Source organism: Pseudomonas cuatrocienegasensis (assembly GCF_900110925.1).
GTDB classification, from domain to species: Bacteria; Pseudomonadota; Gammaproteobacteria; order Pseudomonadales; family Pseudomonadaceae; genus Aquipseudomonas; species Aquipseudomonas cuatrocienegasensis.
Genome location: NZ_FOFP01000004.1, coordinates 322,877 through 341,812, shown reverse-complemented (window position 1 = coordinate 341,812; position 18,936 = coordinate 322,877). Strand labels below are relative to the sequence as shown.

The 18,936-nt window shown below is 63.2% G+C and carries 15 protein-coding genes; 9 read left to right on the top strand and 6 right to left on the bottom strand.

The features are described from left to right. Positions 1-482 precede the first annotated feature (482 nt). Both BMW49_RS08505 and ybaK read right to left on the bottom strand, forming a co-directional pair. A complete protein-coding gene (locus BMW49_RS08505) occupies positions 483-1,289 on the bottom strand; it encodes a PhzF family phenazine biosynthesis protein (protein ID WP_069520641.1) in 807 nt (268 codons plus the stop codon). Between the two features lie 104 nt (positions 1,290-1,393). Next, the gene (gene ybaK / locus BMW49_RS08500) at positions 1,394-1,864 is read right to left on the bottom strand and encodes a Cys-tRNA(Pro) deacylase (RefSeq protein ID WP_069520643.1); all 471 of its coding nucleotides are present in this window, start codon (positions 1,862-1,864) and stop codon (positions 1,394-1,396) included. A 355-nt stretch (positions 1,865-2,219) separates the two neighbouring features. Here ybaK and BMW49_RS08495 point away from each other — a divergent pair, with 355 nt between their 5' ends. The 4 genes from BMW49_RS08495 (at position 2,220) to glpD (ending at position 7,304) form a co-directional block, all read left to right on the top strand. Next, positions 2,220-3,068: an MIP/aquaporin family protein gene (locus BMW49_RS08495; RefSeq protein WP_069520645.1), complete on the top strand. Its 849-nt coding sequence runs from the start codon at positions 2,220-2,222 to the stop codon at positions 3,066-3,068. Between the two features lie 75 nt (positions 3,069-3,143). Next, positions 3,144-4,646 carry a glycerol kinase GlpK gene (glpK, locus tag BMW49_RS08490; protein ID WP_069520647.1) on the top strand — a complete coding sequence of 501 codons (1,503 nt, stop codon included), beginning with the start codon at positions 3,144-3,146 and terminating at the stop codon, positions 4,644-4,646. 84 nt (positions 4,647-4,730) lie between these two features. After that, on the top strand, positions 4,731-5,486 hold the full coding sequence (locus BMW49_RS08485; protein ID WP_069520650.1) for a DeoR/GlpR family transcriptional regulator: 756 nt from the start codon (positions 4,731-4,733) through the stop codon (positions 5,484-5,486). A 270-nt stretch (positions 5,487-5,756) separates the two neighbouring features. After that, positions 5,757-7,304, top strand: a complete 1,548-nt coding sequence (glpD, locus tag BMW49_RS08480) for a glycerol-3-phosphate dehydrogenase (protein ID WP_069520652.1) — start codon at positions 5,757-5,759, stop codon at positions 7,302-7,304. On the opposite strand, the gene BMW49_RS08475 is transcribed toward glpD, so the two are convergent. Further along, positions 7,301-8,290: an alpha/beta fold hydrolase gene (locus BMW49_RS08475; RefSeq protein WP_069520760.1), complete on the bottom strand. Its 990-nt coding sequence runs from the start codon at positions 8,288-8,290 to the stop codon at positions 7,301-7,303. The two genes, glpD and BMW49_RS08475, sit on opposite strands and share 4 nt — an antisense overlap. Positions 8,291-8,515: 225 nt before the next feature. Beyond that, on the bottom strand, positions 8,516-10,807 hold the full coding sequence (metE, locus tag BMW49_RS08470) for a 5-methyltetrahydropteroyltriglutamate--homocysteine S-methyltransferase (RefSeq protein ID WP_069520654.1): 2,292 nt from the start codon (positions 10,805-10,807) through the stop codon (positions 8,516-8,518). A gap of 150 nt (positions 10,808-10,957) precedes the next feature. Here metE and metR point away from each other — a divergent pair, with 150 nt between their 5' ends. The 5 genes from metR to BMW49_RS08445 all read left to right on the top strand — a co-directional run bounded on the left by metR (position 10,958) and on the right by BMW49_RS08445 (position 17,236). Continuing rightward, positions 10,958-11,875 (top strand): transcriptional regulator MetR, encoded by a 918-nt coding sequence (metR, locus tag BMW49_RS08465; protein WP_069520656.1) that lies wholly within the window; start codon positions 10,958-10,960, stop codon positions 11,873-11,875. Positions 11,876-12,013: 138 nt separating this feature from the next. Next, positions 12,014-12,670 carry a TetR/AcrR family transcriptional regulator gene (locus tag BMW49_RS08460; RefSeq protein WP_069520658.1) on the top strand — a complete coding sequence of 219 codons (657 nt, stop codon included), beginning with the start codon at positions 12,014-12,016 and terminating at the stop codon, positions 12,668-12,670. 6 nt (positions 12,671-12,676) lie between these two features. Continuing rightward, complete coding sequence (locus BMW49_RS08455; protein WP_069520660.1) at positions 12,677-13,759, top strand: efflux RND transporter periplasmic adaptor subunit; 1,083 nt, start codon at positions 12,677-12,679, stop codon at positions 13,757-13,759. Between the two features lies 1 nt (position 13,760). Next, a complete protein-coding gene (locus BMW49_RS08450) occupies positions 13,761-16,904 on the top strand; it encodes an efflux RND transporter permease subunit (RefSeq protein WP_069520663.1) in 3,144 nt (1,047 codons plus the stop codon). A gap of 2 nt (positions 16,905-16,906) precedes the next feature. Then, positions 16,907-17,236 carry a DHCW motif cupin fold protein gene (locus tag BMW49_RS08445; RefSeq protein WP_069520665.1) on the top strand — a complete coding sequence of 110 codons (330 nt, stop codon included), beginning with the start codon at positions 16,907-16,909 and terminating at the stop codon, positions 17,234-17,236. Between the two features lie 183 nt (positions 17,237-17,419). On the opposite strand, the gene BMW49_RS08440 is transcribed toward BMW49_RS08445, so the two are convergent. Further along, positions 17,420-18,241 (bottom strand): aldo/keto reductase, encoded by an 822-nt coding sequence (locus BMW49_RS08440; protein WP_069520667.1) that lies wholly within the window; start codon positions 18,239-18,241, stop codon positions 17,420-17,422. 58 nt (positions 18,242-18,299) lie between these two features. Then, positions 18,300-18,518 carry a VF530 family protein gene (locus BMW49_RS08435; RefSeq protein WP_069520669.1) on the bottom strand — a complete coding sequence of 73 codons (219 nt, stop codon included), beginning with the start codon at positions 18,516-18,518 and terminating at the stop codon, positions 18,300-18,302. Between the last annotated feature and the right edge of the window lie 418 nt (positions 18,519-18,936).

Here is an 18,936-nt window from a genome sequence, read left to right as displayed (position 1 = left end):
CTGCGAGGTTGCGGGCAAGGCACACGGCAGTAAGGCAGTGGCATGACCACGTCTCAGTGGCTTCGGTTCAGGGGGTGGAGGGCCGGTGAGGAGAACCCCTGGCGCTCCTATGTGGCGTCCTCTTCCGGGAGGACAGACCCACGACCGTAGAGAAGGGCAGCTCCGCGACGAAGTGAAGTCAGGTCGGTAACCAACCCACGCATATCAGAGTGATCCACCGTCGCCAAATCGCCCTCCACCCCCTGAACCGAAGCCATTGATGGAGAAGAGCAAAGTGAAAGAATAGACCCATAGTTGACAGGTCAATCCATATCAGGAGCTGCGCCCCGCAGCGAGTGGCGTGCGCATCGCCGAGATGGCTGAATGGCTGAATGGCTGCAAGCACTTCGCCCCGAGGCGGGGCTCCTACGGGTATAGCGTTATGGCCTGCCCACAGCTGCAATAGCCAACTGCGCCATAGCCGAGCGAAACCTCACCAGACCTTAGCCTGGCAGATGCAACTGGCCGCTGGCCACACGCACCGCATGCCCGCCAATCAAGACCCGTTCCCCCGCCAGTTGGCAGTGCAGTTCGCCACCGCGCGCCGAACACTGGAATGCGCTGAGCGAGGTCTTGCCCAGCACCTGCGCCCAGTACGGCACCAGCATGCAATGGGTGGAGCCGGTCACCGGGTCTTCATTGATGCCAATCCCCGGCGCGAAATAACGCGAGACAAAATCGTGATGCTCGCCTGGCGCACTCACCAGCAGGCCCAGACCCGGCAGTTGCGCCACGGCGGCGAGGTCTGGCTGACAGGCGCGCACTGTCGCCTCGTCGGCGAGAATCGCCATCAGCTCTTGTACACCCGAGCCATCCGGAAAGTAGTGCAGCGCTTGTACCGGCTGCCCTAACGCCACCTGTGCTGCCGCACGCCATTGCTCGGCTGGCTGGGTCATGCGCACGGGGAAATCCAGCACCAGCCGCGCGCCCTCCCGACTGACCCGCAGCGCCCCGGATAGGCAGGTGAAATTGAGGACATCACCCGGCATCTGGTACTGCTCGAACAGCACATGGGCGGCCGCCAGGGTCGCATGGCCGCACAGCGGCACTTCGGCCATCGGGGTAAACCAGCGGATGTGCCAGGCAGCGCCTTCCTGCACCACGAAAGCGGTTTCCGCCAGGTTGTGCTCGGCGGCGATGCGCTGCATCAGCGCCTCGTCGAGCCACTGCGCCAGGCGATAGACCATGGCAGGGTTGCCAGTAAAGGGACGGTCGGCAAAGGCATCGACCTGATGAAAAGCGAGGGACATGGGTGCAGGCCTGCGTGACTGAGAAAGACCATGAGCATGCCTGCGATCAGCCCAAGCGGGCCCGTACAGCCGTCCGGTTTTCTGCCAGCACAGTGGCAAAGCACTCAGTCACGGCCAATCGCCGCGAAGCTCGCCGTCGTCAACTGAGCCAACACGGCGGCGCTCAACTCGACCTCAAGACCTCGCCGACCGGCACTGACATACAGCGTGTCGAAATCTTGAGCGCGGTTATCGATAAAGGTGCGCAGGCGCTTCTTCTGCCCCAGCGGGCTGATGCCACCGAGCAGGTAACCGGTGACGCGCTGGGCTGCCTGTGGGTCGGCCATGTCCACCTTCTTCACCGCCGCGGCCTGAGCCAGAGCCTTGAGATCGAGGCTGCCGGCCACCGGCACCACCGCCACCAACAACTCACCTTTTTCGCTGCTGACCAGCAGCGTCTTGAACACCTGCGCCGGATTCAGGTTGAGCTTTTCTGCCGCCTCCAGACCATAAGACACCGCCTTGGGATCGTGTTCGTAACTGTGAATTCGATGTTCGGCGCGAACTTTTTTCAGCAGATCCAATGCAGGGGTCATGGCGGCTCCAAACCGGGAAAGAAAGCGTACAGCAGCACCTGGTAATTGTAGCGGCGCACAGGAGCAAAAGGCTCTATTCCAGCCTTGACAAATGAATCTGAAGCCAGCGCCGTGATTGAACCTATTACCCGAAAAACTGACCTAAATAACCGTCGAGATGATTGATATCGAAAAGCAAAACCCGCTCATTCAGTTTCGTTTTTTGACAAATGATGCTTCTTGTATATATTTTTTCGCTTATGAACAATTCTGGGTAGAGGCAAAGTGGTACCCCAGAACAGCTTTACCGCTTCAAGACTTGCGCGCTCCGACTGCAGCAACAGCGTCATACAACAACAATTTTAAGAGGCTCAGCATGACAACAGCTCTCCAACAACCCTCACTATCAGGCCAATGCATGGCCGAATTTCTCGGTACTGCATTGCTGATTTTCTTCGGCACCGGATGTGTTGCCGCGCTCAAGGTCGCAGGCGCAAGCTTCGGCTTGTGGGAAATCAGCATCATCTGGGGGATCGGCGTAAGCATGGCGATCTACCTGACAGCCGGCGTTTCTGGCGCACACCTGAACCCGGCGGTGAGCATTGCCCTGTGGCTGTTCGCTGATTTCGACAAACGCAAACTGCCGTTTTACATTCTTGCCCAGGTTGCAGGCGCCTTCTGCGCCGCGCTGTTGGTGTACACGCTGTATAGCGGCTTATTCTTCGAATTCGAACAAACCCACCAGATCCTGCGTGGCTCCCAGGCCAGCCTGGACCTGGCCTCGGTATTCTCCACCTACCCCAATCCGCTACTGTCCACCGGCCAGGCATTCCTGGTTGAAGTGGTGATCACGGCGATCCTGATGGGCGTGATCATGAGCCTGACCGACGACAACAACGGCCTGCCTCGCGGCGCCATGGCGCCGCTGCTGATCGGCCTGCTGATTGCCGTGATCGGCAGCGCGATGGGACCGCTGACCGGTTTTGCAATGAACCCGGCTCGCGACTTCGGCCCCAAACTGATGACCTTCGTCATGGGCTGGGGAGAAATCTCGCTCACCGGCGGCCGTGAGATTCCGTACTTCCTGGTACCGATTTTCGCCCCGATCCTTGGCGCCTGCCTCGGTGCAGCTGCCTACCGCACAATGATTGCCCGGCACCTGCCCAGCGCCATCATTGCCGCCGAGGCCGAACAGGCCAGCGCACGCAACGTCAAAGCATCCTGATCCCAGCGGCGCGCGCCCTACCCATTCAGGTCACGCGCCATTACCCTCCCCTTATCTTCGTCCAAGGCAATCGACATGACCGACTCCAACAAGAACTACATCATTGCCCTCGATCAGGGTACGACCAGCTCCCGCGCGATCATTTTCGATCGTGACGCCAATGTGGTCTGCATCGCCCAGCGTGAGTTCACCCAGCATTACCCGCAAACCGGCTGGGTCGAGCATGACCCGATGGAAATCTTCGCCACCCAGAGCGCGGTGATGGTCGAGGCCCTGGCGCAAGCCGGCCTGCACCATGATCAGGTTGCGGCCATTGGCATCACCAACCAGCGTGAAACCACGGTGGTGTGGGACAAGAACAGCGGCCGACCGATCTACAACGCCGTGGTCTGGCAGTGCCGCCGCAGCACCGAAATCTGCCAGCAGCTCAAGCGTGACGGCCTGGAAGACTACATCCGCGAAACCACCGGCCTGGTTACCGACCCCTACTTCTCCGGCACCAAACTCAAGTGGATTCTCGATCACGTCGAAGGCAGCCGCGAACGCGCGCGCAACGGCGAGCTGCTGTTCGGCACCATCGACAGCTGGCTGATCTGGAAATTTACCGGCGGCAAGGTACACATCACCGATTACACCAACGCCGCGCGCACCATGCTCTTCAACATCCACACCCTGGAGTGGGATGCGAAGATGCTCGAGGTGCTGGATATCCCACGGGAAATGCTGCCGCAGGTTAAATCCTCGTCGGAAATCTACGGCCACACCAAAAGTGGCATCGCCATCGCCGGTATCGCCGGCGACCAGCAGGCCGCATTGTTCGGGCAAATGTGTGTGGAGCCGGGACAGGCGAAAAACACCTACGGCACCGGCTGCTTCCTGCTGATGAACACCGGCGACAAGGCGGTGAAATCCCAGCACGGCATGCTCACCACTATTGCCTGCGGCCCGCGCGGCGAAGTGACCTATGCCCTGGAAGGCTCGATTTTCAATGGCGGCTCCACCATTCAGTGGCTGCGTGATGAACTGAAACTGGTCAACGACGCCTACGACACGGAGTACTTCGCCAACAAGGTCAAGGACAGCAATGGCGTGTACCTGGTCCCGGCCTTCACTGGCCTCGGTGCGCCCTACTGGGACCCCTATGCCCGCGGCGCCCTGTTCGGCCTGAGCCGTGGTGTGCGGGTCGATCACATTATCCGCGCGGCCCTGGAGTCGATCGCCTACCAGACCCGCGACGTACTCGACGCCATGCAGCAGGATTCCGGCGAACGCCTGAAATCGCTGCGTGTGGATGGCGGCGCGGTGGCCAACAACTTCCTCATGCAGTTCCAGGCCGACATCCTCGGCACCCAGGTCGAGCGTCCGCAAATGCGTGAAACCACAGCCCTTGGCGCCGCCTACCTGGCCGGTCTGGCCTGTGGTTTCTGGGGCAGCCTGGAGGAGTTGCGTGGCAAGGCGGTGATCGAGCGCGAATTCGAACCACAGTTGGCAGAAGCGGAAAAAGAGCAGCTGTACGCAGGATGGAAGAAAGCCGTCAGCCGTACCCGCGACTGGGAGAACCACGACGAGAGCAATTGAAGCCTCTACTGGGTTGGTAACTGGCAGGGAGCAGGTTCGTGCGGCATCATGGGCAAACTCTGTACGGCAGCCCAAAGGAAGCCCATGAATCTGCCTCCCCGTCAGCAGCAAATCCTCGAGCTGGTCCGTGAACGCGGCTATGTCAGCATCGAGGAACTGGCCAAGCGCTTCGACGTTACACCGCAAACCATCCGCCGTGACATCAACCAATTAGCGGACGCCAACCTGCTGCGCCGCTACCATGGCGGCGCAGCCTATGACTCCAGCGTGGAAAACACCGCCTACTCGATGCGCGCCGACCAGATGCGCCATGAGAAGCAACGCATCGCGGAAGCCATCGCCGCGCAGATTCCCGACCACGCCTCATTGTTCATCAATATCGGCACCACCACCGAATCGATTGCCCGCGCGCTGCTCAACCACAACCACCTGAAGATCATCACCAACAACCTGCATGTGGCTTCGATGCTCAGCGCCAAGGATGACTTCGACGTACTGCTCACCGGCGGCACCGTTCGCCGCGATGGCGGCGTGGTGGGTCAGGCCAGCGTCGACTTCATCAATCAGTTCAAGGTGGACTTCGCCCTGGTGGGTATCAGCGGCATTGACGATGACGGCAGCCTGCTCGACTTCGACTATCAGGAAGTGCGGGTCTCCCAAGCGATCATCGCCAACGCCCGCCAAGTCATCCTGGCCGCCGACTCCAGCAAGTTCGGCCGCAATGCCATGATCCGCCTCGGCCCCATCAGCCTGATCGACTGCCTGGTCACTGACCAGCAGCCAGTGCCGGCCCTGAGCCAACTGCTCAAACAACACAAGATCCGCCTCGAGGTGGTCTGACGCCTCCCGCCGCCCGTGCTCGGTTAACGGGCACCGCGCTTTATCGCGTTCCAATTCTCTGCAACCACCCGGCCGTCCGCGCAAAAGCGCAACACTCGCGCTATACCGTCAGTGCTTACGTTCAGGAATGTTCATAAACGCTCCTACGGTGACCTTACGATCAGTTTTTTCAATCGAAAGCCGCTGGTGAGGCGAGTACTTATGCGCTAGTATTTTCGCAAACGAACATTAATGTTCGATTTCACATATTGAATTGACGCGAGGCTGCCGATGCCGACTTCTACTTTGCATGCGACCCCTCTTGCCGAGGTCTACGATATCGCCATCGTTGGTGGCGGCATCAATGGTGTCGGCATTGCCGCCGATGCGGCAGGCCGCGGCCTGTCAGTATTCCTCTGCGAGCGCGATGACCTCGCCCAGCACACCTCGTCGGCCAGCAGCAAGCTGATCCACGGCGGCCTGCGCTACCTTGAACACCACGAGTTTCGCCTGGTTCGCGAAGCGCTGGCCGAACGCGAAGTGCTGCTGGCCAAGGCCCCGCATATCGTCAAGCCGCTGCGCTTCATCCTGCCGCACCGTCCGCACCTGCGCCCAGCCTGGATGATCCGCGCCGGGTTGTTCCTTTACGATCACCTGGGTGCACGCAAGCGCCTGCCAGCATCGCGCAGTTTGCGCTTTGGCGCGGGTAGCCCGCTGAAGGCGGAGATCGTGCGCGGTTTCGAATATTCCGACTGCTGGGTCGACGATGCACGCCTGGTCGTACTCAACGCCATGGCTGCCCGGGAAAAAGGCGCCCATGTCCACAGCCGCACCCGCTGCGTCAGTGCACGGCGCAGCAAGGGGTTGTGGCATGTCCACCTGGAGCGCGCCGATGGCAGCCTGTTTTCGATCCGCGCACGCGCGCTGGTCAACGCCGCCGGCCCCTGGGTGGCGCGCTTTATCCGCGACGATCTGAAACAGGCCACGCCTTACGGCATCCGCCTGATCCAGGGCAGCCATATCGTGGTACCGCGCCTGTTCGAGGGGGAACAGGCCTACATTCTGCAGAACGAGGACCGTCGTATCGTCTTCGCCATTCCGTACCTGGACCGTTTCACCCTGATTGGCACCACCGACCGGGAATACCAGGGCGACCCGGCGCAGGTACAGATCAGCGAGGCCGAAACCGACTACCTGCTGCAAGTAGTCAATGCCCACTTCAAACAGCAACTGAGCGCCCAAGACATCCTGCACAGCTTCGCCGGGGTGCGCCCGCTGTGCGATGACGAGTCCGACGAGCCCTCGGCCATTACCCGTGACTACACCCTGTCGTTGTCCGGCAATGCCGGCGAAGCGCCGCTGCTCTCGGTATTCGGCGGCAAGCTGACCACCTACCGCAAGCTGGCCGAATCGACCCTGGCGTTGCTTGCCCCGACATTCAGCGGCATGGGCGCCAGCTGGACCGCCACCTCGCTGCTGCCTGGTGCAGAGGGCCTGGAGAGCCAAAGTGCAATGGTCGAAGCCCTGTGCAGCCGCCATGGCTGGCTGCCGACCTCATTGGCCCGACGCTGGGCCACCACTTACGGCAGCCGCAGCTGGAACCTACTTGAGGGCGTAAACAACCTGGCCGACCTCGGCGAACACCTGGGGGCGGGGCTGTACGCCTGCGAAGTCGATTACCTGTGCCGCGAGGAATGGGCCCAGTCGGCCGAAGACATCCTCTGGCGACGCAGCAAACTGGGCCTGTTTATGACACCGGGGCAACGCCAGCGGGTCAGCCAGTATCTGGCACCCGCGGATTTACCGGTTGGCGTATTGCAGGCAAGCCCGGCTAGTTAAAGCGCCGCCTGCATATGCCCTTCGCGGTGCGTGTTCAGGTACGGCAACACCACAGCCAGTAATGGCTCCTTGAAGGCATCCTGGAAACGGTGAGCCAGCCCCGGGATCAGTTTCAACTCACTGCCGCGGATATGCGCCGCCACATGCACGCCATGCATTACCGGCAGCAGCGGATCAGCAGTGCCATGCACCACCAGGGTCGGCACGCGCAGGCGGTTGAGCAGTTCGACCCGGCTGGGTTCGGCGAGGATCGCCAGCAACTGACGCTGCACACCCTCAGGGTTAAAGGCGCGGTCGTAGGCGACCTGCGCCTGGTGCAGCAATAAACCCCGATCATCGCGGACCTGCGGGCTACCCAGCGCAGCGAGCAAATCTGCCTGCTGCTCCAGCGCCACCTCGCGGCTCGGTGCTTCGCGCTTGGCGAGCAGGGCCAGCAGCGCCGGGCTGGGCGCCGGCAAGCCCTGGGCACCGGAGCTGGTCATGACCAGGGTGAGGCTCTGCACCCGTTCCGGCGCCAGGTCAGCGAGGTGCTGGGCAATCATCCCGCCCATGCTTGCGCCCAGCACATGAAACTGCTGAATGCCCAGGGCATCCATCAAGCCCAAGGCATCGCCAGCCATATCACGCAGGCCATAGGGCGCGCTAACCGACAGGCCCAGGCGATAGCGCAGTGCTTCGTAGGTCAGATTGATGGCCGGCGCCTCATGGGTCCAGTTGCTCAGGCCGACATCACGGTTGTCGAAACGGATCACCTGGAAACCCTGCTCACACAAACGCGCGACCACTTCGTCCGGCCAGTGGATCAACTGGCCGCCCAGGCCCATGACCAGCAACAGGCTCGGGTCGCTCTCGCGGCCGATACGTTGGTAAGCCAGCTGCACGTCGCCCAGCACGACCTTGGCCGTAGGAACCTCTGTCGTGCAGGAATCGGCGGCAAAAGCAGAGAGACCGCACAGCAGTGCGGCGATGAAAATAAATACACGCATGAAAAACACCAGCACGCAGAACCCCATTGGGGCGCGAGTGTGGTGATGTTTTGCCAAGCGCGCTGCCACAGCTGCGTGACAATTTGATGAAGGGGGACGAGCGGTCTTAGCGGGCGCCCCATCGACATAAAATATCGCCACTGGGCGGTAACCGCAGCAGTCCCACGTATTCGCGATCAGCTGTTCACACATCAGCTGCCGTGCAGCACTGAGCTGGCCTGATGATCAGGCCAGCTCAGTGCGCAACTGGCGCGCGGCGGCAACCATGTTCACCAACGCCGCCTCGGTCTCCGACCAGGCGCGGGTTTTCAGACCGCAGTCGGGATTGACCCACAGGCGCTCGACGGGAATACGCTGCGCTGCCTTGCGCAGCAGGTCGGCCATTTCGGCACTGTCGGGCACCCGTGGCGAGTGAATGTCGTACACCCCGGGGCCAATGTCGCTGGGGTAGTCGAAGCGCTCGAAGGCGTCCAGCAGTTCCATGTCCGAACGTGAAGTTTCGATGGTGATGACGTCGGCATCCATGGCGGCGATGGACTCGATCACATCGTTAAATTCGCTGTAGCACATGTGGGTGTGGATCTGCGTCTCGTCACGTACGCCCGCAGCGCACAGACGGAACGCCTCGCTGGCCCAATCCAGATACCCCTGCCACTGTGCCTGGCGCAACGGCAGGCCTTCGCGAAACGCAGCTTCGTCGATCTGGATGATCTTGATGCCGGCCGTCTCCAGGTCCAGCACCTCGTCACGAATCGCCAGAGCCAGCTGGCGCGCCTGCTGGTCGCGGGGAATATCGTCGCGAGCGAAGGACCACATCAGCATGGTCACCGGGCCGGTCAGCATGCCCTTCATCACCTTTTGGCTGAGGCTCTGGGCATAACCGATCCACGAAACGGTCATGGCCTTGGGGCGGCTCAGGTCACCGTAGATAAGCGCTGGTTTGACGCAACGCGAACCGTAGCTCTGCACCCAGCCGAAGCGGGTAAAGGCATAGCCATCCAGTTGCTCGGCGAAGTATTCGACCATGTCATTGCGCTCGGCCTCGCCGTGCACCAGCACATCCAGGCCGAGGTTTTCCTGCACCTCGACGGCGTGGCGAATCTCGCTGTACATGGCCTCGGTGTAATCCGCTGCCGACAGTTTTCCGGCCTTGAATGCCTGACGCGCCAGACGGATCGACGCGGTCTGCGGGAAGGAGCCGATGGTGGTGGTCGGGAACGCCGGCAGTTGCAGACGTGCACGCTGCTGCTCAATGCGCTGGGCAAACGGCGACCGACGCTGGCTATCGCTGGCGGTAATGGCTGCCAGACGCGCCTGCACCGCCGGCTTGTGGATACGCGGCGATTGTGTGCGGCTGGCCTGTACCGCATCGCTTGCCGCCAACGCAGCCTGCACCTGGGCATTGTGCGGGTCATTCAGGGCGGTGGTCAGTAAGGCAACTTCCTCACACTTCTGCACGGCAAAGGCCAGCCAGCTTTTCAGCTCGGCATCCAGCTTGTCCTCCCGATCAAGGTCAACCGGACTGTGCAGCAACGAACAACTGGGCGCCACCCACAGGCGCTCGCCCAGCCGTTCCTGGGCTTGCTGCAGGATAAGCAGAGTCTTGCGCAGATCGCTGCGCCAGACATTGCGACCGTTGACCACGCCCAGGGACAACACCTTATAGGCTGGCAAGCGGTCGAGAATGCTCGGGAACTGTTCCGGTGCGCGCACCAGGTCGATATGCAGGCCATCCACCGGCAGATTGGCGGCCAGGCCAAGGTTGTCTTCCAGGCCGCCAAAATAAGTGGCGATCAGCTTCTTGCCTGGCTCGCGCTGCAACAGGTTGTAGGCACGCTCGAAGGCATTCTTCCAGGCTTGTGGCAGGTCGATCGCCAGGATCGGCTCGTCGATCTGCACCCACTCCACGCCCTGAGCGGCCAGGCGCTGGAGGATTTCGCCATAGACCGGCAGCAGCCGCTCCAACAGGTCGAGGCGGTCAAACTCACTGCCTTTGGCTTTGCCCAGCCACAGGTAAGTCAGCGGGCCGATCAGCACCGGTTTGACGGCGTGCCCCAGAGCCTGAGCTTCGTCGACCTCATCGAACAACTGGGTCCAGCTCAACTGGAACTGCTGCTCAGCGGTGAATTCGGGGACCAGGTAGTGGTAGTTGGTGTCGAACCACTTGGTCAGCTCCTGGGCATGGCCCGCGCCGCAACAGCCGTGGTGGCTGACGCCCCGTGCCATACCAAACAAGGTATCCAGCGTCGGTTTGCCCGTGTGCGGGCGGAAGCGCTCGGGAATCACGCCGAAGGTCAGCGAGTGGGTCAGCACCTGGTCGTACCAGGCAAAGTCACCCACCGGCAGCAGTTCGATACCCGCCTCTTTTTGCAGTTGCCAATGCTCGGCACGCAGGCGCTGGCCGACGCGGCGCAAACCGGCTTCATCCATCTCGCCCTGCCAATAGGCCTCCAGGGCTTTTTTCAATTCACGGTCGCGGCCGATACGCGGGAAACCGAGGGAATGGGACAGGGCCATGGCAGAACGCTCCAACAGATCAAGATGATGGCGACTATTCTCGACACAGCCTGCGAGTGAGACAAACTCAACCTATTCGCTTTGAACTACAGTTTCATTCATGTAGGGTAAATGGCGTCTTATCCATCCAGCACTTGCCCGGGGCCCGCCATGCTCGAAGTCCGCCACCTGAAAACCCTGCACGCCCTGCGCGAAAGCGACAGCCTGGTGGACGCAGCCGAGCGCCTGCACCTGACCCAGTCGGCGCTGTCCCATCAGTTCAAGGAGCTTGAAGAACGCCTGGGCATGCAGCTGTTCGTGCGCAAGACCAAGCCGGTGCGCTTCACCAGCGCCGGCCTGCGCCTGCTGCAGCTGTGCGATGCGGTGCTGCCGCTGCTGCGTGGCGCCGAGCGTGACCTGGCGCGCCTGGCCGGGGGCACGGCTGGCCGGCTGCACATGGCCATCGAGTGCCACAGCTGCTTCCAGTGGCTGATGCCGACTATTGACCAGTTCCGCGATGCCTGGCCGGAAGTCGAGCTGGACCTGGCCTCGGGCTTCTCCTTCGCTCCGCTGCCGGCCCTGGCCCGCGGCGACCTCGATCTGGTGGTGACCTCGGACCCGCTGGAACTGGCCGGCATCACCTATGTGCCGCTGTTCACCTACGAAGCCATGCTGGCGGTGGCCAACCAGCACCCGCTGGCGAGCAAGTCGGTGATTCGCCCGGAAGACCTGGCCGGCGAGACCCTGATCACCTACCCCGTCGAACGCGACCGCCTGGATATTTTCACGCGCTTTCTGGAGCCGGCCGAGGTCGAACCGGCCCAGGTGCGCACCTCGGAATTGACGGTGATGATGATGCAACTGGTGGCCAGCGGCCGCGGTGTCTGCGGTCTGCCCAACTGGGCGCTGCACGAATACAGCTCGCGCGGCTACGTGACCGCCAAGCGCCTCGGCGACAAGGGCCTGTTCGCCACCCTGTACGCCGGTATCCGCACCGACATGCTCGACTCGCCCTTTATGCGCGATTTCCTGCTGACCGCCAAAGACACCTCCTTCGCCAATCTGGAAGGCGTCAGCGTGGCGCGCTAAGGGCAGTCGGCCCCCTATAAAAGTATCGAGTCAAGCAGCATGCACAGCTGCCATGCGCCTTGTTACAACTCCCCGCTTGCCGATCGTGACCGACAGTCATAGCATGACCGCCGGTCACTACCATTGGGTTCAGTCGCCATGCGTTATCAGGATCAGCTCTTCCAGCAGCGCGAAAGCGCCATTCTCGACGCTGCCCTCCAGCTGTTCAGCGAACAGCCCTGGGACCGCGTGACCATCGCCCAGGTCGCCATCGCGGCCGGTATCGGCAAGGGCACGGTGTACAAGCATTTCCCCAGCAAGGAGGCGCTCTACACGCAGCTCGCCGCCCGCCTGGCCCAGGACCACCTGGCCGCCCTGCACGCGACCAAAGCCGCCCAGCCCGCGGGCCAGGCCTTGCGCCCGGTGACCCGCCTGGCTTTCGAGCACATGCTCAACACCCCCCTGCTGGCCCAACTGTCGCACCACTGCGACCGCCCGGAGTTTCAGGAGCGTCTGGAGCCGGCCTTTCGCGAGCAGTTTCAGCAGATCGAGGGCGCCTACACCCTGTTCTTCCAGGACCTGCTGCGCGACAGCCTGAGCCACCTGAATCTCAACGACGATGAGTGCATGCAGTTGCTGTGGGGCGTTGAGGCCTGCTTCAACGGTGTCATGGCGCGTATCGCCGCGGGTGGTTTCAGCCACTGGGCCGAGCCCGTCGCCTTGCACGACTACTTTGATTGCGTGACCGATTTCATCATCGCCGGGCTCTGTGGCCAGGCCAATGCACTGCGCGCCACCGCCGCCTCTCACGAGTAACCCGCCATGCTCTCTGCCCTGTCCAAACGCCCCTGGCTGATCGCAGTCGCCCTGACCTTGGCCCTCGCCCTCTGGCTGTTCAGCGGTGCCCTGCTGGAGGCGCGCGACACCCCGACCGCCGACCTGCCAGCGCCGGAGCAAGGCCTGCCGCGGGTCGAAGTGCAGTGGCTGGAAGCCGAGCCGATGCAGCGTCAGCATGTGGTGCAGGGGCAGATCGAGCCCTGGCGCCGGGTCGAGTTGCGCGCGCAGATCAGCGCCAGCGTAATCCGCCTGGACCGCGACAAAGGCAGCCCGGTGGCGGCCGGCGAACGCCTGCTCAGCCTCTCCGCCGATGACCGCGCCACCCAGGTGGCGCGCAGCGAGGCCGACGTGCGCCAGCGTGAAACCGATGTCAGTGCGGCCAAGCGCCTGCGTGAGCGCAACCTGTTCTCGGCCAACGAGCTGCTGCGCCTGGACAGCGAGCTGGCCAAGGCCCGCGCCGAACTCGACAGCGCGCGCCTGCAAATGCGCTACACGCAGATCACCGCGCCCTTTGCCGGGGTCTACGATGCCCGTGCGGTGGAACTGGGCGATTTCGTCCAGCCGGGGCAAAGCCTGCTGACCCTGGTCGACATCGCCCAGCTCAAGGTCAGCGCGCAGATCGCCCAGCAGCAGGTCACCCAACTACGTCTGGGCCAACCGGTGCGCGTGCAACTGCTCGATGGCCGGGAGCTTGAGGGCGACCTGCACTTTATCGCGGCGGCCGCCGACCCTGGCTCGCGCAGTTTCCGCATTGAGGTGCGCGTGCCCAACCCCGAAAGCCAGCGCCTGGCCGGTGCCAGCGCAACCCTGCAGATCCAGACCGGCGAAACCCTGGCGCACCGCCTCTCACCTGCCCTGCTCAGCCTCGATGCGGCCGGGCGCAACGGCGTCAAGTGGGTCGATGAGCAGCAACGGGTGGTATTCAGCCCGGTCGAGCTGCTCAGCGTCGACACTGACGGTGCCTGGGTTGCCGGCCTGCCGCCGCGCGTGGCGCTGATCACCCTCGGCCAGGGTTTCGTCGAGCCGGGCCAGCAGGTGCAGACGCGCCTTGCCGGCGAGGTGCGCTGAGATGCGTGCGCTGATCGCCGCCGCCCTCGACCGCAGCCGCACCAGTCTGTTGTTGCTGCTGTTCCTTATGCTCGGCGGTTACGCCGCCTATGTAGCCATCCCCAAGGAGGCCAACCCCGACGTCAGCATTCCCATCATCTACGTCTCGGTGGTGCTCGAAGGCATCAGCCCGGAGGACGCCGAGCGCCTGCTGGTACGGCCACTGGAGCAAGAGCTGCGCAGCCTCGAAGGGGTCAAGGAAATGCGCTCGATGTCCAGCGAAGGACATGCCTCGGTAACCCTGGAGTTCGATGCCGGCTTCAACGCCAAGGTGGCCCTGGCGGATGTGCGCGAGAAGGTCGACACCGCACGCAGCAAGTTGCCCGAAGAAGCCGAGGAGCCGGTGGTCACCGAGGTCAACGTGGCGCTGTTCCCGGTGTTGTCGATCGGCCTCTCCGGCCCGCTCGACGAGCAGCAACTGGTGTACGTGGCGCGGCAGTTGAAGGAGAACATCGAAGGCATCGCCGAAGTGCTCTCGGTGGAGATCGGTGGCGACCGCGAAGACCTGCTGGAAATCGTCGTCGACCCGCAGGTGCTCGACAGCTACGGCATCGACTACACCGACCTGTTCAACCTGGTCAGCCGTAACAACCGCCTGGTCGCGGCCGGCAGCCTGGACAACGGTGCCGGGCGCCTGACCATGAAAGTGCCCGGGGTGATCGAGAACCTCGAAGACGTGCTATCCATGCCGGTCAAGGTCGAAGGCAGCAGTGTGGTCACCTTCGCCGACGTGGCCACCATTCGCCGTACCTTCAAGGACCCGACCGGGTACGCGCGGATCAATGGCCAGCCGGCCATCGTTCTGGAAGTGGCCAAACGCAGCGGCGCCAACATCATCGCCACCATCGAGCAGGTCAAGGCGCTGATGGCCCAGGCCGCGCCGCTGCTGCCCGAGGGGCTGCAGGTCAGCTACATCATGGACCAGTCCCAGGAAGTCGAGACCATGCTCGGCGACCTGCTCAACAACGTAATGACCGCCATCGTCCTGGTGTTGATCCTGGTGGTGGCGAGCATGGGCATGCGCTCGGCGCTGCTGGTCGGGCTGACCATTCCCGGCGCCTTCCTGACCGGCATCCTGCTGATCTGGATGCTCGGCTTTACCCTGAATATCGTTGTGCTGTTCAGCCTGATTCTGGTGGCCGGCATGCTGGTCGACGGCGCCATCGTCGTCTCCGAACTGGCCGACCGTTACCAGCAGCAGGGCCAACCACCGCGTGAAGCCTGGGTGAATGCCGCCAGCCGCATGGCCTGGCCGGTGATTTCCTCCACCGCCACCACCCTGGTGGTGTTCCTGCCGCTGCTGTTCTGGCCCGGGGTGGTCGGCCAGTTTATGAAATACCTGCCAGCCACGGTGATCCTCTGCCTGCTGGCGTCACTGGCCATGGCCCTGATCTTTCTGCCGGTGCTTGGCGCAGTGACCGGTAGTGCAGCCAAACCGCTCAACGACCGCCCTGCCCCTGGCGCCCGCGCCTATCGTGGTTTGCTCGAACGCCTGCTACGCCGGCCAGGCCTGACGCTGCTGGGCATGCTTGGCCTGGTCGCGCTGATTTACGTCGGTTATGGGCGCTACAACCATGGCGTCGAGTTCTTCCCCGAGGTGGAGCCGGAAAATGCGCAGATCTGGCTGCGCGCCCGCGGTGATCTGTCGATCGAGGAGAAGGACGCACTGCTGCAACAACTGGAAGCGCGCCTGCTCGGCATGGCCGAGGTCAAGGCGCTGTATGCCCGCTCCATCGCCCAACCCGAAGGCCAGCAGGGGCAACTGGGCACCGATGTGATCGGCACCCTGCAGTTCCAGTTCGTCGACTGGCACCAGCGCCGCCCGGCGCGGCAGATTCTCGACGAGATGCGCCAGCGCAGCGCCGATATCCCCGGCGTGGTGCTGGAGTTTCGCGAGCAGGAACAGGGGCCGAGCAGCGGTAAGCCGGTCAAGCTGCAGGTCAGTAGCCTCGACCCTGCCAAGAGCGATCAGTGGGTCGAACAACTGCGGGCAACCATGCAGCGTCTTGGCGGCTTCAAGGACATTGAGGATGACCGCGCCCTGCCCGGCGTGGAGTGGCGCCTGCGCGTTGACCGAGAAGCGGCGGCGCGTTTCGGCGCCGATGTGCTGAGCGTGGGCAATGCCGTGCAACTGGTGACCAACGGCCTGAAACTGGCGACTTACCGCCCGGAAGATGCCACCGACGAGGTGGATATCCGCGTGCGCCTGCCGGGGGACTGGCGCTCGCTCGACCAACTCGGCCGCCTGACCCTCAATACCAGCAGCGGCCAGGTACCGCTGTCCAACTTCGTTGACCTGCAACCGGGGCCCAAGGTCGGCACCCTGCGCCGGGTCGACGGCAACCGCACCATCACCCTGCAGGCCGACCTGCTGCCTGATGCGCGCCTGGATGAGCGCCTCAAGGCCCTGCGCGACGCCATGGGCGAAGTGCCGACCGATGTGCGCATCACCTTCGCCGGGGAAGACGCCGACCAGCGCGAGGCGGCGACCTTTCTGGCCACTGCCTTCGTGGTGGCGATCTTCCTCATGGCGCTGATTCTGGTGACCCAGTTCAACAGCATCTACCAGGCGCTGCTGGTGCTCTCGGCCATCGTCTTGTCTACCGCAGGCGTGCTGATGGGGCTGCTGGTCAACGGCCAGTCCTTTGGCATCGTCATGGTCGGCATGGGCCTGATCGCCCTGGCCGGGATCGTGGTGAACAACAACATCATCCTCATCGACACCTACAACCAGCTGCGCCGCCAGGGTCTGCCGCCCCACGAAGCAGCACTGGAAACCGGCTGCCTGCGCCTGCGTCCGGTGCTGCTCACTGCGGTGACGACCGTATTGGGTCTGGTGCCGATGGTGCTGAGCATCAACGTGGATCTGCTCACCCCAAGCCTGGGTATAGGCGCGCCTTCGACCCAGTGGTGGACTCAGCTGTCCAGCGCGATTGCCGGCGGCCTGAGCTTTGCGACCGTGCTGACCTTGCTGCTGACGCCGTGCCTGCTGGTGCTCGGCGCACGCTTCGAGCGACGCCCAGCGCCCTTGACCGCCCATGACGATGATCTCGACGACCTGCCCGACCACCTGCGCGCACCGCGCCCCGACGCCCACCAAGGATAAGCATGGACATTCGCGACATACCTTTTGGCACCACCGACTGGAGCCAGCTCGACGCCACCACCCACCCCGGCGCAACCGGCACGGCCTACTGGCGCACCCAGCAGTTCGGTGCCCTGCGTGTGCGCATGGTCGAGTACAGCGCCGGTTACCTGGCTGATCACTGGTGCAGCAAAGGACACATTTTGCTGTGCCTGGAGGGTGAACTGCACACCGAACTGGAAGATGGTCGGCGCTTCGTGATGACCGCCGGGATGAGCTACCAGGTCGCCGATCAGGCCGAAGCCCACCGTTCCTCAACATCCACTGGCGCGCGGTTGTTTATCGTTGATTGACAGGGATCAGGGCGCGTAGCTGAGGTTTCACCCATCGGAGCCCGTAGGGTCGGACCGACCATGAAATGTCGGTTTATGGCAGGGGTCGGATGGTGCTCCGCTTTAGTCGCAAGACGTTCAGCGCCTTCAAGGTCAGTCGCGGCTAAAGCCCCTCCCACAGCCCATCCACCACGAGCGCGCCAACTACACCATCTGCAACGGCCGGGCACCTGTTGGCGCTGGGTAGGCCGCATCGATCAGCGTCAGGTCCTCGGCGCTCAGACGCAGGCTGGCGGCCTCGGCATTCAGGCGCAGGTGCTGCGAATCGACCGCCTTGGGGATTGCCATCACCCCCGGCTGGCGCAACACCCAGGCCAGGGCAACCTGAGCCGGCGTTACGCCATGGCGCGCCGCGATATCACGTAAAGCCGGAGCAGCCAGCAAGGCACCGCCCTGGCCAATCGGACAATAAGCCATCAGCGGCACGCCCTGGGCCTGCTGCCAGGGCAGCAGATCGAACTCGATACCACGCGCTTCGGGGTTGTACAGCACCTGGTTTGTGGCGCAAGCCGGGGCCGACAGCTCCTGCATGTCCGCCAGGTCGAAATTGGACACGCCCCAGTGACGGATCTTGCCCTGCTCACGCAGCCGCTCGAAACCGCTCAGGGTTTCCGCCAGCGGATAGTCGCCGCGCCAGTGCAGCAGGTACAAGTCGATCATCTCGGTCTTCAGCCGCTGCAGGCTGCGCTCACAGGCGGCAATCACTCCGCTCTCGCTGGCGTTGTGCGGGTAGACCTTGCTGACCAGAAACACCTGCTCGCGGCGCCCTGCAATCGCCTCGCCAACCACCTGCTCGGCGCCGCCTTCGCCATACATCTCGGCCGTGTCGATCAGACGCAGCCCCAGCTCCAGCCCTTCACGCAGGGCACGTACCTCGCGCGCACGCTGCACCGGATCCTCGCCCATGCGCCAGGTGCCCTGGCCGATTACCGGTAACGCCTGGCCACAGAGTTCAAGGGTTTTCATGATCGCGCCTCACTTGGGGAATAGTCGTGCGGTTGGCAGCGCTGGTGGGCAAAGGTTCCTAGCGTACGCAGGTACGCACATATAACGCCTCGACCTTCTCCCGCGCCCAGGGCGTCTTGCGCAGGAAGGTCAGGCTGGACTTGATGCTGGGATCGCTCTTGAAGCAGCGAATGTCGATGCGCCGGGCCATTTCTTCCCAGCCGAGGGTGTCGACCAGCGCGGTGACGATGGCTTCGAGGGTCACGCCGTGCAGTGGGTTGGCAGGGGTTTGGGTCATGGCGGATACCGCGCGTAATCAGTGAATAGCGCGGCAGCTTAGTGCAGCCGAGCGCGCGGATAAAGCGCGCAGCGCAGGTTCTGCGCGCATCCTTGGGCGCGCCTGGAGTTTTGCTTTGGCTTTTGTAGGAGCGCCGCCCCGGCGCGAAGCTTTTGGACGCTCTGATAGACCTCTGAATGGCCGCTATTCGCCGCGAGGCGCGGCTCCTACGAGAGGCAGTGACGCTGGGGCTTAGCGGTGGAGCCTGGTGTAGGGCGCGCGGGGCCGCCTAGGCCGTGCGCACCAGTAAATCGCGTGGCTCAAAAGGCGGTGCGCGCGGCGCACCCTACTCCTTTGTCGCCCATGCAACACACTGCCGGGACACAGGCATAAAAAAGCCGGCCCACTTGCAGTGGGCCGGCTCGGTGTTACCGCGTTT